Annotated in this window: 12 protein-coding genes and 1 riboswitch; of the genes, 7 read left to right on the forward strand and 5 right to left on the reverse strand. The window is 37.9% G+C overall.

From position 1 onward, the window contains the following. A partial coding sequence (locus CRT24_RS05840) for a transposase (RefSeq protein ID WP_180269073.1) occupies window positions 1-522 on the forward strand: 522 nt, incomplete at its 5' end. A 106-nt stretch (window positions 523-628) separates the two neighbouring features. On the opposite strand, the gene metE is transcribed toward CRT24_RS05840, so the two are convergent. The 3 genes from metE to CRT24_RS05855 form a co-directional block, all read right to left on the reverse strand. Further along, a complete protein-coding gene (metE, locus tag CRT24_RS05845) occupies window positions 629-2938 on the reverse strand; it encodes a 5-methyltetrahydropteroyltriglutamate--homocysteine S-methyltransferase (RefSeq protein WP_099370317.1) in 2310 nt (769 codons plus the stop codon). A 74-nt stretch (window positions 2939-3012) separates the two neighbouring features. Next, window positions 3013-3112, reverse strand: a riboswitch (SAM riboswitch). A 377-nt stretch (window positions 3113-3489) separates the two neighbouring features. Next, window positions 3490-4179 carry a response regulator transcription factor gene (locus CRT24_RS05850; RefSeq protein ID WP_093100433.1) on the reverse strand — a complete coding sequence of 230 codons (690 nt, stop codon included), beginning with the start codon at window positions 4177-4179 and terminating at the stop codon, window positions 3490-3492. 19 nt (window positions 4180-4198) lie between these two features. Further along, a complete protein-coding gene (locus tag CRT24_RS05855) occupies window positions 4199-6070 on the reverse strand; it encodes a sensor histidine kinase KdpD (protein ID WP_099370318.1) in 1872 nt (623 codons plus the stop codon). 126 nt (window positions 6071-6196) lie between these two features. Between CRT24_RS05855 and CRT24_RS05860 the strand changes: the two genes are divergently transcribed. Next, window positions 6197-6610: a hypothetical protein gene (locus CRT24_RS05860; RefSeq protein WP_099370319.1), complete on the forward strand. Its 414-nt coding sequence runs from the start codon at window positions 6197-6199 to the stop codon at window positions 6608-6610. 42 nt (window positions 6611-6652) lie between these two features. Here CRT24_RS05860 and pyk read toward each other — a convergent pair whose 3' ends face one another. Together pyk and CRT24_RS05870 are read right to left on the reverse strand one after the other, a co-directional pair. Beyond that, window positions 6653-8086, reverse strand: coding sequence for a pyruvate kinase (gene pyk / locus CRT24_RS05865; RefSeq protein ID WP_099370320.1), 1434 nt, complete (start codon window positions 8084-8086; stop codon window positions 6653-6655). Between the two features lie 111 nt (window positions 8087-8197). Further along, entirely contained in the window at window positions 8198-8698 is a 501-nt protein-coding gene (locus CRT24_RS05870) for an IPExxxVDY family protein (RefSeq protein WP_099370321.1), read from the reverse strand. Between the two features lie 266 nt (window positions 8699-8964). Here CRT24_RS05870 and CRT24_RS05875 point away from each other — a divergent pair, with 266 nt between their 5' ends. From CRT24_RS05875 to pdhA, 5 genes are all read left to right on the forward strand, one after another. Further along, window positions 8965-9201 (forward strand): acyl carrier protein, encoded by a 237-nt coding sequence (locus tag CRT24_RS05875; protein ID WP_079643602.1) that lies wholly within the window; start codon window positions 8965-8967, stop codon window positions 9199-9201. A gap of 27 nt (window positions 9202-9228) precedes the next feature. Continuing rightward, window positions 9229-10482: a beta-ketoacyl-ACP synthase II gene (gene fabF / locus CRT24_RS05880; RefSeq protein ID WP_099370322.1), complete on the forward strand. Its 1254-nt coding sequence runs from the start codon at window positions 9229-9231 to the stop codon at window positions 10480-10482. A gap of 81 nt (window positions 10483-10563) precedes the next feature. Then, a complete protein-coding gene (gene rnc, locus CRT24_RS05885) occupies window positions 10564-11301 on the forward strand; it encodes a ribonuclease III (RefSeq protein WP_099370323.1) in 738 nt (245 codons plus the stop codon). 328 nt (window positions 11302-11629) lie between these two features. Then, a complete protein-coding gene (gene hisS, locus CRT24_RS05890) occupies window positions 11630-13009 on the forward strand; it encodes a histidine--tRNA ligase (RefSeq protein WP_099370324.1) in 1380 nt (459 codons plus the stop codon). 203 nt (window positions 13010-13212) lie between these two features. Next, on the forward strand, window positions 13213-14208 hold the full coding sequence (gene pdhA, locus CRT24_RS05895; RefSeq protein WP_099370325.1) for a pyruvate dehydrogenase (acetyl-transferring) E1 component subunit alpha: 996 nt from the start codon (window positions 13213-13215) through the stop codon (window positions 14206-14208). Window positions 14209-14215: the final 7 nt, after the last annotated feature.

The raw sequence follows: 14215 nt of genomic DNA on the forward strand, positions 1-14215 counted from the left end.
CTATATTACAACCAGCAGGATGACTATTATGTATGTCCGGCCGGACAGAAGCTCAGCTTTATCGGTCATGCAACCAGAGTCAGTGCCAACGGATACACTGCCCGGGTCAGCTGTTACCAGGCTCGGCGATGCGAAGGCTGCCCGATGCGGAGTGGGTGCCATAAAGCTACAGGCGATCGGCTCATTGAAGTGAACCACAGGCTCAATAAGCTCAAGGCTAAAGCCCGGGAAAGACTGCTGTCGGAAGAGGGAATGTACCATCGGAGCAAGCGACCCATAGAAGTGGAAGCCGTTTTCGGYCAGATGAAAAGCAACAACAGGTTTACCCGGTTCACAATGAAAGGWCTGGAGAAGGTCGCTGTGGAATTCGGTTTGATGGCCATTGCCCATAACCTCAGAAAATGGGCAAAAAAGTGGAAAGACAAAGCTTTTATCGGTAAACCAGTTGGCAAAAACTCCCTATTTGCGATAAATCAAGCCATCAACATGCTGAAAAGCACAAAACATCGACTTGCAGCCTAATATTGCTCATGAAATTATAAGGGAGCTCCAGAAAGCTATAAAGCAGAAGAAGGTGCCTTTTTAGACACCTTCTTGAACTAATATATTTTATAATACTAATTTTTGATTATTCTGCTCTAAGGATTTTTGCAGCTTCAACCATTGATTCTAAGGCAGCCTTAGTCTCTGGCCAAGCACGAGTTTTCAATCCACAGTCAGGGTTAACCCATAATTGCTCTGAAGGAACTACAGCTTTTGCTTTGCGAAGTAGGTTTACCATTTCCTCAGTGCTAGGAACACGTGGTGAGTGAATGTCGTATACACCTGGACCAATATCATTAGGATATTTGAAGTCAGCAAATGCATCTAATAATTCCATTTGTGAACGTGAAGTTTCAATAGTAATTACGTCAGCATCCATTGCAGCGATGTCCTGGATAATATCATTGAATTCCGAGTAACACATGTGTGTGTGGATCTGCGTATCATCATCAACATTTGATGAAGAAACACGGAATGCACGAACAGCCCAATCCAAGTATTCTTGTTGATCTGCTTTACGTAATGGAAGACCCTCACGGATAGCTGGCTCATCGATTTGGATGATCTTGATTCCTGCTTTTTCTAAAGCTTGAACCTCATCTAAAATAGCCAAAGCGATTTGGTATGTTGTGGTTGAACGTGGTTGGTCGTTACGTACAAATGACCATTGTAAAATCGTTACAGGACCTGTCAACATTCCTTTTACAGGACGGTTAGTCAATGACTGAGCATATGCTGACCAACGTACTGTCATGTCTTCTGGACGGTACACATCACCAAAAATAATCGGAGGTTTAACACAACGAGAACCGTATGATTGAACCCAACCGTTTTGTGTGAATGCATATCCTGCTAATTGCTCACCGAAGTACTCAACCATGTCATTACGTTCGAATTCACCGTGAACTAATACATCGATGTCCAAATCTTCTTGTAATCTGATTGTTCTTTCAGTTTCAGCAGCAATTTCTTTGTCGTATTCCTCTTGAGAAATAGCTCCTTTTTTCAAGTCAGCTCTCCACTTACGTACATCTTTTGTTTGTGGGAATGAACCGATTGTTGTAGTAGCAAAGCCAGGAAGATTGAATTTAGCTTGTTGTGCAGCTTTACGAGCATCAAATGGTGAAGTACGTTTTGCATCTTCATCAGTGATGTTGCTTACACGGTTTTTAACTTCTGGTTTGTGAATCAATGGAGAAGTACGGCGGCTCTCAGCAGCTTCTTTGTTTGCTTCAAAGCGTTTCTGAGTCTCAGCATCAACTTCACCTTCAGCCAATACAGCAAGGTCTTTAACCTCAGAAAGTTTTTGTTTTGCAAATGCTAACCAGTTTTTAACTTCTGCAGGTAATGATTCTTCATTGTTTTCATTGTCCAAATCAAAAGGAACATGCAATAAAGATGAAGAAGGAGCAACCCAAACACGGTCTTTTCCTAACGCATCAACTGCTTGTTTGATTTTTTTCAATGAATTTTCGTAATCATTTTTCCAAATATTACGGCCTTCAACAACCCCTAATGAAAGAGTTAAGTTTGCAGGAACTTTTGATAATATAGTGTCAAGTTGGTTTTCACCACGAACTAAGTCAAGGTGTAAAGCATGCACAGGAAGATTAACAGCGATATCCTCGTTATTTCCTAATGCCTCGAAATAAGTAGCAACGATTAATTTGATGCCTTTGGCTGCAGCAGCTAATTTTTCAAATACTTTGCCATACAGAGCTTTGGTAGCATCATCAATGTCTAAAGCCAAGAAAGGCTCGTCAATCTGAACATATTTCGCCCCAGCATCAGCAAGCTTGCCTAAAATCTCTTCATAAACAGGAAGTAATTTGTCGATAAGATCGATGCGGTTGAAATCTGCTTCTTTTTCTTTACCCAATAATAGGTAAGTAATTGGACCAATTAAAACAGGCTTTGTTTCAATACCCAATTGTTTTGCTTCATTGTATTCACTTAAGAATTTCTCTGAAGTAAGTTTGAATTCTTGGTTTTTTACGAATTCAGGAACGATATAGTGATAGTTAGTATCAAACCACTTAGTCATTTCCATAGCAGTAACATCTACGCCACCTTCTTGGAAACCACGTGCCATCGCGAAATATAAATCAAGATTATATTGGCGATCGATTTTGTTTAATAAGGAATTGTAACGAGCAGGGATAGCTCCTACAGTTAATGACAAGTCTAAAACTTGATCATAGAATGCGAAGTCATTAGATGGGATCAACTCGATTCCAGCATCCTTTTGAGTCTTCCAATTGCTTTCACGGATTTTCAGTCCAGCCTGCAATAATTCTTCCGCGCTAATCTTCTTCGCCCAGTAAGCTTCATTAGCTTTCTTCAACTCGCGGAATGCGCCCACACGTGGGTAACCTAAATTGTTTGTTAATAGCATATTTTCTCTACTAAATTAAATATATTTCAATAAATCTTTTTGCTAAGAGAAGGCTACCAAGGATGTCTGTAACCAGCTTATCTTTCCCAATCAGGGGTAGAATGTAGCACCTTGTCAAGGGACAGGTTGCTAAGGCTTCATCGGGTCTAGTCCCTCTGCCTTTCTCTATAAGCGGGGGCTAAGTTAGGAATTAGATTTTTAATATGCAAAAAAAAGATGTTAATCAGATTTGAGATGTGAGATATGAGTATTGAGATATTAACCGTGCAAAAAAAAAGTGAATCAGATATGAGATGTGAGATATGAGTATTGAGATATTAACCGTAATATTTAGTTATTGGTTTAAATAAAATTTGTGCAAAACCGAATTCAAATAATAAATGGGTCACAAAAACATTTGTTACCCATTTAATACGAGCACATCTTTCATCCAATATGCGCCTTAATATCTCATTTCCCATATCCCATATCTCATATCTCACATCCCATATCTAAATCCCAATATCCGCCTTTCTATCTCACGTCTCACATCTCACATCCCATATCTAATATTAGCTCACCAACAACTTATATCCTTTACCGTGGACATTAACTATTTCAACATTAGGGTCCTCCTTAAGGTATTTTCTAAGCTTGCTCAAGAAAACATCCATACTACGGCCGGTAAAATAATTGTCGTCATGCCAAATCTTGATTAAGGCTTCCTCACGAGTCAAGACATCATTTTTCTTTAAACAAAGTAAGCGCAATAATTCGGCTTCCTTCGTGGAAAGCTTCTGTTGCTGACCCTTGTATGAAATAATTTGACTGGTGTAATCAAAGAAATAATCTCCGATTTCAAATTTATCAGAAACTTCTTCCTCCTTATCTTTTGAAGCTCTTTTAAGAAGCGCATTGATGCGAAGCAATAACTCCTCAACACGGAATGGTTTTGTGATATAATCATCTCCGCCCAATTCAAAGGCCTGAGTTTTATCTTCCATCATTCCCTTGGCAGTCGCATAGATAATTGGAACCGTTTGATTGATCTTGCGGATATCTTTCCCCAATGAAAAACCATCTTTCTTGGGCATCATGACATCCAAGATGCATAGATCAAACTCCTCTTTGCGAAAAGCATCCATGCCTTCCTGACCATCGGTACAAAGTACCACGTCAAATTTTCCTTTTAATTCTAGATAATCCTTTAGTAATTCACCCAAATTAGGATCATCTTCTGCTAATAATATCTTTTGATTCATACTTTTCTTTATCTAATGATTATGCAACTTCCTTGGATGCATTCTTCAAAGGAAGAGTTACTTCAAATTGTGTGCCTTTATCTTTTTCACTCTTAACGGTGATTTTACCGTTCAAGCGTTTGACAATATCGTTTACATAACTAAGTCCTAAACCAAATCCTTTCACGTTATGAATGTTCCCTGTTGGGATACGGTAGAATTGGTCGAAGATCTTTTCTTGTTGGTCCTTGGTCATCCCCATTCCTTTGTCAGCAACAGAGATTACAATGTTGTTTCCTCTATTAAAAGTCCTAAAAGTGATTTCTGGTTTTCCTTTGGAATACTTAATCGCATTATCAACCAAATTAAACATCACATTGGACAAGTGCAATTCATCTCCAACAACCAAATCATTATCAGCAGCAATATCAATGTTTAAGGTTCCTTCAGCCTTATCCATTTGTAGCCGCATGCTTTCCAAAACAGCATTTGCTAGTGAATTGATATGAACATTGACGCGCTCGATCTTTAAGTTTTCTTTCTCTAACCTAGCTATGTTCAAAACCCTTTCAATATGAGAGCCCAATCGAACATTTTCATCATAAATTATGTTCGCAAGCTTATTGACTCTTTTGCCATCAGAGGATATTTCAGGATCACGAAGTGATTCGCTGGCAATCATAATTGTGGCAACCGGTGTCTTGAATTCATGCGTCATATTATTGATAAAGTCTGTCTTCATCTCAGACATCTTTTTCTGTTTAAATATGATACTCAGGGTGTATGCGAAACAGCCAATTAAGAGTGCCAATAAAGCCAAGATAGTAGGGAATAACCAATAGCCCATCGTTTCGGCAATAATACCACCCTTGTTAGGAAAGTGGATGCTTAATTCGCCTGGTGCATTACCGCGGTCACCTTGAAATAACCTAGCAGTATAGATCAGCGGATTTTTAACCTCTTCTAATTGCTCATTGTTAAATTGGTAAAAACCTTGAAAAACGGGTATTTTATTGAAATCTTTTATCTCCATGACAAATGACGACTTAATGCCGCGTTCATGCAGTTCATGAATTAAAAGGTCAACCGTTCTTTTTCCATTTATACGCTCTGCCAAAGGTCTTTTCGATAATTCCATGCCCATGGCTACATCCGCAATCACTGAACTTTTCTTTCCCCCAAGAATCGCAATAGTATCAAACAATGTTGCAGCATCCGTTAGTTTTTGGTTCCTCAGGTTGTGAAGCTTAATCTCCAATGCTTCGATTTTGGCAAGTGTTCTGTAATCAATCTTGGGCGGTAATGTCCTTATTTGATATGCAATAGCATTGGTCGCAGGTGGAGCAAACACAGGAATAATATATCTTGTGCTGTCGTCCTTTGGCTTGACCGGAGGTATAACCTTAATAGCATCTATTCTGGTAAATTCACCAATGGTATTGTCAGCTGTAAGACCTTGTTCTAATGTAATTCTGACCAGGTGCTTATATTCTTTCCTCCTAAGATAAGTTTCAAAAAATTCGTTGTTGATAAAAACCGCCGGGAATTGCTGGTTTAGATTAGTTTCAAGTTTGTTGAAATTAGTGGTATGCTGAAAGGCTATCCTTTGCAGGGTTTTTATACTGTCCTGATACTGAACCTGAAGGGCAAGGATCTTTTCGTTCTTTTGTATGCGTTCCTGATCAATTCTAAATTTCTCCTGATTCTGACGCTCTTGCTCTCTAGCAAAATCATAGATTTCCTGGCGCTCGATCTTATTGGCTACAGCAGATAAGGAAGCCTTGACTTCCTCATCAAATAACTTTGATTCTTTTATAAAGGATTCCCTCACAAAGTAATATTGCATAGCCATCACTCCAATCAGAGCAATAGACATCAGCCATATAATCAATGCAATACTTCTTTTCTTCATTTGTTACAAAAATAATAAGGGAAAACAGCTAATTTTCTCATTTAACACTATTTAACAGCGCTTTTTTAGCTTTTTTAGCAAAATAGACTTTGTTTTGGTAAATTAAATACTCTAAATAAACTAATTATGAAACACATATTAACGATCGCTATTTTGCTGTTGGGTTGGTGCATACCTTCTTTTTCTCAAATTACAGAAAAAATTCCGAAAAAGGAAAGCTTGTTCCAAGCGCCAATTCAGCCAATTGACAAAATGGACAATGCTGCTAAGTTTCAATCAAAAATGGATTCCTTAAATAAATCATCTAATATAAATGTTGAAATTCCAAATGCCTATAAAGGAAAAGGAGATAACTTGATAAAAGGATTGGAACAGAAAGATGATACCGTGATTAGAGAAAAGTATTTGAGTGGTAAGGAAAGTGTAATTATGCCAGGAACGGAAAAATTGGACTCAAATAATCTCAATCTGCAGGTAGATACAGTAAAAAATATAAAGTTGATTCAACCTAAGAAGTCAAATCAATCCAAAAATAAATAAATTAAAAAAGCCTCATGTGATTGAGGCTTTTTTAATGGAGTATTATTTTACTTCCGAAACACGAATGGTATTTGTTCTACCTTTTTCATGTAATGGAGTTGAAGAAGTATTGATTACAATTTGTCCTGGTTCAACCAAATGACGCTCTTTCAATAATCCGTTTACATCTTGGATAGTACCGTCTGTTGACTCGTACTTTTCGTAGATAAATGCTTTTACACCCCAGCATAAGCTAAGTGTGCGCAATAATGTTTTATTACCTGTAAATACGTAAATATCAGCATCCGGACGGTAACTAGAAATTTCCATTGCTGTATATCCAGAAGATGTCATTACAGCAATCGCTGACGCATGAGTTTTTTCAGCCAAGAAGATGGATGAACTACAAATTGCATCAGGGATACGTGTTACTGGAACTGTGCCTAATTGTTCTTTTTGGGCATAATATGGGTAAGAAGTTGCTTCAACATGTGTGATAACCTTAGCCATTGTTTCAATAACAATCTCAGGGAATTCACCAACTGAGGTCTCACCACTAAGCATTACTGCATCTGCACCATCAATTACTGAGTTAGCTACGTCGTTCACCTCCGCACGTGTTGGGCGTGGGGTAGTGATCATGCTCTCAAGCATTTGAGTAGCAATAATAACAGGCTTCGACAAGTTACGGCATTTTTGTGCTATGATTTTTTGAAGTCCTGGAACTTCTTCCATCGGCAATTCAACACCTAAGTCTCCGCGAGCAACCATCACAGCGTCAGTAGCTTCAATGATACTGTCGATATTGTCAATAGCTTCAGGCTTCTCGATTTTTGCAATAACTTTTGCATGAGAACCTTTCTGCTTGATAATCTCTTTACATTGTTTGATGTCCTCCGCAGAACGAACAAAAGACATAGCAATCCAATCTGCACCATGATCAAGTGCAAAATTCAAATTGTCTAAATCTTCTTCTGTCAATGAAGGAATAGAAACTTTTGTGTTAGGAAGATTAACTCCTTTTCTAGAAGTTAAAATACCACCGTGTACAACTTCACAAGTAACCGTGTCTAAATGGTTTGTTTTAAGAACGCGTAATTGAAGTTTTCCGTCATCCAAAAGAATGATTTCATTTTCTTTTACATCATTAGGGAAGTTTTCATATGTGATGTAAATCTTGTTTTCATCACCTATTTGTTCGTGAGTAGTTATTTCAACGGTGCTGCCATTCACAAGGATGGCTCCTCCTTCTTTCATTTTACCAATACGGATTTTCGGACCTTGCAAATCCGCTAAAATACCTACACTGAAAGGGTGTTCTTGGTTGATTTCGTTGATGGTGTTGATAACCTTAAGGTGGTCATCTTGTGATCCGTGAGAAAAGTTAAGGCGGCATACATCGACACCTTTAGCGATCATACGGGTTAAAACGTCTTTTTTTGAAGAAGCCGGACCAAGAGTGGCTACGATTTTGGTCCGCTTTTTTAGTTTATCCATTTAAATTAAATTTTAAATTTATATTCTTTTTCGTGTTTCTATCAGCTTTATTCTCCCCTTAAAGCCGAAGGTTAGGTTTATGTGTAATATATACACTATGTAAATAATTCGCTAAAATATCAGATTTTCTTTAGATTTCAATATTGTTGGATCTATTTCTTTTACTAACAATACTTCTGGAATAGACTTTATGTTTTCCAAAAGTGCATCTAAGTCTTCGTCGTCAATATAGTGTTTAACCAATAAAAAATAATCAAAACTGCTTATTTCAGGTATCAGAGCGGCCCCTTCGACGGATCTATTGCTCAGCAAATAGAATTCAAATTCGAAGGTTGGGTTATGATATCTGAAAATATTAAAATGATTTTGAATGGAGGGTTTATTTTTTTTTGATTCGTAAATAATATGATAATCGAGTTCGTCCTTTGGCTTTTCCTTGGTATTGCCATTATGGTCGAGATAGTCTTCCTTTCCATAGACAAACTGCAGTCCTGTATGTTTATTGATGAAATGGCAGAGTCTGTAATCTCTGAGCACAGAACTAATCCCAATAAGGATAAAATCCAGTTCAAGGTCAAAGTCAGTTTCGAGTTTAAAGGTGATTTTGCTCAAGCCAATTTTATTTTAATGATATACAAAATTACGTTTTTTGATTGTTTAAGTTTGAAGATTACGTAAAAATATCATTAATTATGCATTAAGTTTGTAAAACTTTATTTGTTTTAGTATTATTGAATAACGTTAATTAATAAGGTATTGAAAACTTTATTTAGGCTAACTTTGTTCTTTATTTAATTCCAAAAGTCAAAAAGATTTGATTTTTGGGAATATTTATTTTTTCTTTGCACAGATTTATTAAACAATTAAACTAGAAAATCATGTCAGATATCGCATCAAGAGTAAAAGCAATTATCGTAGAAAAGTTAGGTGTGGACGAAAATGAAGTAACACCTGAGGCTTCTTTCACGAATGATTTAGGTGCAGACTCACTTGATACAGTTGAGTTGATCATGGAATTCGAGAAAGAATTCAACGTTGCAATTCCTGATGACCAAGCTGAAAACATCAGTACTGTAGGTCAAGCAATCGCTTACTTAGAAAAAAACGTTAACTAACTAATTTTATTAGGCCAAACATCATAAATGGAGCTTAAGAGAGTAGTTGTAACAGGATTAGGCGCACTTACACCGATCGGAAATACCGTTGCAGAATACTGGGACGGATTGGTCAACGGTGTAAGTGGAGCCGCTCCTATCACGCATTTTGATGCGTCAAAATTCAAGACACAATTTGCCTGCGAGGTAAAAGGTTTTGATCCACACGTGTATATGGACCGCAAGGAGGCTCGTAAAATGGACCCCTTTGTGCAATATGCCATTGCATCAACAGACGAAGCCATTAAAGACGCAGGACTAGATTTTGATAATTTAGACAGAACTCGAATCGGAGTAATTTGGGGTTCTGGAATCGGTGGTTTGACCACATTCACTGAGGAAGTTGCGCAATTTTCTAAAGGTGATGGTACTCCTCGATTCAATCCGTTCTTTATTCCTAAGATGCTTATTGACTTGGCTCCTGGCCATATTTCAATGCGTCACGGATTACAAGGTCCTAACTTCTCATCAGTATCAGCTTGTGCATCTGCAACAAATGCAATGATAGATGCATTCACCTACATTCGTTCAGGTAGATCAGATGTTATCATTACCGGTGGTTCCGAAGCTACTATCAATGAAGCCGGAATCGGAGGATTCAATGCTATGCATGCCCTGTCTACTAGAAACGATGACCCTAAAACTGCATCGCGCCCTTTCGACAAAGATCGTGACGGCTTCGTGTCAGGTGAAGGATCTGGTGCAATTGTTTTGGAAAGCCTAGAACATGCTCTTGCGCGTGGTGCCAAAATCTATGCTGAGGTAGTAGGAGGGGGTATGAGTGCTGATGCATATCATATCACAGCTTCTCACCCTGAAGGATTAGGAGCAAAATTGGCCATGACAATGGCTATTAAAGATGCTGGAATGGATTTCTCAGACATTGATTACATCAATGTACATGGAACATCAACTCCAGTAGGAGATGTAAGTGAAACTAAAGCTATCGTTGACCTTTTTGGTGAACATGCATACAAATTAAATATCAGTTCTACTAAATCCATGACGGGTCACCTTCTAGGTGCTGCTGGTGCGGTAGAAGCAATTGCCTCCATATTGGCAGTTAAAAATGATATTGTTCCTCCAACGATCAATCATTTCACAGATGACCCTGAAATTGACAGTAAATTGAACTTTACGTTCAATACTGCGCAAAAAAGAGTTGTTAATGCAGCATTGAGCAACACCTTCGGTTTTGGTGGTCACAATGCAACAATAATTGTGAAAAAGTATAATGGTTAAGATGAATTCATTTTTTCCATGCTAAACATTTTGAATAGGTAGTTGGATATCACAACTACCTATTTGTTATTTAGAGTAATCATGCCTATCACACAGGTTTATAATCTTTATCTGTCACCAAATCGTACTTATGTTCGAAAACTAAAGAACTTACTTGGTTTCGTGCCGGGTAATGTGCGCCTTTATCAAATGGCTTTCAGACATAAATCGGTCGCTGTACTCATCAAAGATGGAGTAAAAAACAGTAACGAAAGACTCGAATTTCTGGGTGATGCGGTTTTGGGATCTGTAGTGGCTGAATTACTTTTCAAACTTTATCCATATAAGGATGAAGGCTTCTTGACAGAAATGCGATCAAAGATCGTTTCCCGAGCAAACCTAAACCAACTTTCCCGAAAATTAGGATTCAATGAAATGATCGAGTTCGATGCTAGAATGATCAGTTATCCTAACAAACAGGGCTCTCTTCTTGGTGATGCATTCGAAGCGTTGGTAGGTGCAGTATATTTAGATAAAGGATATACTTTCACTAGGGAGTTTTTGTTGACCAGAATCATCAAGCCACATGTTGATATTCAAACCTTAGAAGTAACTGAAACTAATTTCAAAAGTAGATTGATTGAATGGTGTCAGCACAATAACAAAGAAATTAGTTTTGTGCAAGTGGAAAACCCAGAAGGTGAATCTAATAAAATGTTCTCCGTAGTAGCTGTGGTTGATGGTGAAGAATGCGGACTTGGCCGCGACTTCAATAAAAAAAGCGCTGAAAAAATCGCCGCAGAAAGAGCATGCGAATACCTCAAGATTTTCGAAGAATAATTTACCCTTAACTATCCCCTCAACTTTTCCTCTTCCACTCCCTCTTCAATTCCTTTCCACCTTTCCTTTCCAATTTCCTCTTCAATTCATTTCCACTTTTCCTTTTTACGTTTCCCTTCAATTCCTTTCCACTTTTCCTTTCTACGTTTATTCTTCAATTTCTTTCAACTTTTCTTTTCCTCTTCAATTTCTTTCCACTATCTCACATAAAAGTTCTAATGTCTTTTGTCTTATGTCTATTGTCTAATCACAATTTCCCCTTCAATTCCTTTCCACTATCTCACATCTCATATCTCACATCTCACATCTCTTTTCTATATTTGCGCCTATGGCATCAATTAAACCATCATTAGCTAAAGGTACACGGGATTTTTCTCCTGTGGAAATGGACAAACGTAACCATATCTACAATACATTAAAGACAATATTCAGAAAATTCGGATATGCTGAGATTCAGACTCCGTCATTCGAAAACCTGAGTACTTTAACTGGGAAGTATGGTGATGAAGGCGATAAGTTAATATTTAAAATATTGAACTCTGGAGATTACTTGAGTAAAGCGCCTGAAGATTTGCTTGGCAGCAAGAATTCAACTTCACTGATTTCTCATATTTCCGAGAAAGCTCTGAGGTATGATCTAACTGTTCCCTTTGCCCGCTATGTGGTGATGCATCAAAATGACATTGCTCTTCCATTCAAAAGATTTCAGATACAACCGGTATGGCGTGCTGACCGACCTCAAAGAGGAAGATACCGTGAATTTTATCAATGCGATGTAGATGTGGTCGGTTCTGCTTCCTTGTTAAATGAAGCTGAGTTTATCTTGATCTACAATGAAGCATTGGTCGAATTGGGATTAAAAGATTTCAACATCAAACTTAACAATCGCAAAGTACTTTCAGGAATAGCGGAAGTAGTAGGAAAACCGGACTTGATTGTGGATATGACCGTTGCAATCGATAAACTAGATAAAATCGGACTTGAAGGCGTCAATAAAGAATTGCTCGAAAGAGGATTTACGCAAGATGATTTAGAAGTTTTGAAGCCAATTATTGAATTGAGTGGATCAAATGAAGAGAAATTAAGTTCTATGCGGGAGGTGCTTTCGAATTCTGAAATAGGGATGAAAGGGATTGCTGAAATTGAGGAAGTATTCGACTATGTGAGAAAATTTGGCAGAGGAGATTTGTTGGAGAAAATCGTAGAGGTTGATATCACATTGGCTAGGGGATTGAATTATTATACCGGATGTATTTTTGAAGTAAAAACAAATGAAGTACAGATGGGAAGTATAGGTGGTGGTGGTCGCTATGATGATTTGACCGGAATGTTTGGTTTGAAAGACTTGACTGGTGTAGGGGTGTCCTTTGGAGCCGACCGTATTTTTGATGTTTTGGAGGAATTAAATCTTTTCCCAACAGAAGGTTCAGCGCGAACTAAACTGTTGATCGTAAATTTTGATTCAAACCTAGAATCATACACATTGCCATTGCTATATCAAATCAGAGAGGCAGGCATAGCTGTAGAATTGTATCCTAGCGCTGTTAAGTTGAAGAAGCAGATGGGTTATGCAGATTCGAAGGGAATACCATTTGTGTTATTGGTAGGGGAAGAGGAAGTTGAATCAGGGCAGTTGTCGTTGAAAGATATGAAGACTGGAGAACAGCAAAAAGTTTCGATCGAGGAATTAATAGAAAAACTAAAATAAAATAAACGGCCCTTTGGGGTCGTTTTCTAGTTGTTATCAAAAGTAGATGTCTTAATGTAATAAGCTGATGTTTGACGGAGATTATGGTAATAATTTGACATAATCCGCATAAATCAGTGAAATGTAAGGTAAAATTTATCAAAAATCTCGTTAATATTAATTAAATTTGTGGTCAGTTTAGTAAAGAAATTCAATACTTAGAAATGAGTTCAACACCTATAACAAAAGAAACCTACCTAGAGTGGTATGAATCCATGCTGCTCATGCGCAAATTTGAAGAGAAATCTGGACAGCTTTATGGACAGCAAAAAATCCGTGGATTTTGTCACTTGTACATCGGACAAGAAGCAGTAGTTGCTGGAACGATGTCTGTGATCAAACCTGAGGATTCATTAATAACTGCTTACCGTGACCACGCACATGCCTTGGCTAAAGGTGTGTCTGCTGATGCATGTATGGCAGAATTGTTTGGTAAAGTTACAGGATGTTCAAAAGGTAAAGGTGGATCAATGCACTTTTTCTCTAAGGAACATAAGTTCATGGGAGGACATGGTATTGTTGGTGGTCAAATTCCATTGGGTGCAGGTATTGCATTTGCTGAGAAATATTTGGGTACTGACAATGTTAACATCTGTTACATGGGTGATGGAGCCGTACGTCAAGGTGCTTTCAATGAAACTTTGAACATGGCGATGTTATGGAAATTGCCTGTAATCTTTGTTTGTGAAAACAATGGTTATGCAATGGGTACTTCTGTAAAACGTACTACTAACATGCAAGATATCTACAAAATGGGTCTTGGCTTTGATATGCCAAGTGCTCCAGTAGATGGAATGGATGTCGTAGCTGTTCACAATGCTATGGATGAAGCCGTTCAACGTGCTCGTGCTGGTGAAGGACCTACATTCTTGGAAATCCGTACATACCGCTACAAAGGACACTCCATGTCAGATCCGGCAAAATATCGTACGAAAGAAGAATTGGAAGAATACAAAGAAAGAGATCCAATTATCGCTGTAAAACATGCTATTGTTGAGAATAAATATGCTGATCAAGCTTGGTTTGATGAGGTAGAAGCTAAGGTTAAGAAAATCGTTGATGAATCAGTGAAATTTGCTGAAGAATCTCCGTACCCAGATGCATCAGAAATCTACAAAGATATTTATGTGCAAGAGGACTACCCTTTTGTCATGGATTAATTAATGA

The organism is Sphingobacterium sp. 1.A.5, assembly GCF_002734235.1.
Classification (GTDB): domain Bacteria; phylum Bacteroidota; class Bacteroidia; order Sphingobacteriales; family Sphingobacteriaceae; genus Sphingobacterium; species Sphingobacterium daejeonense.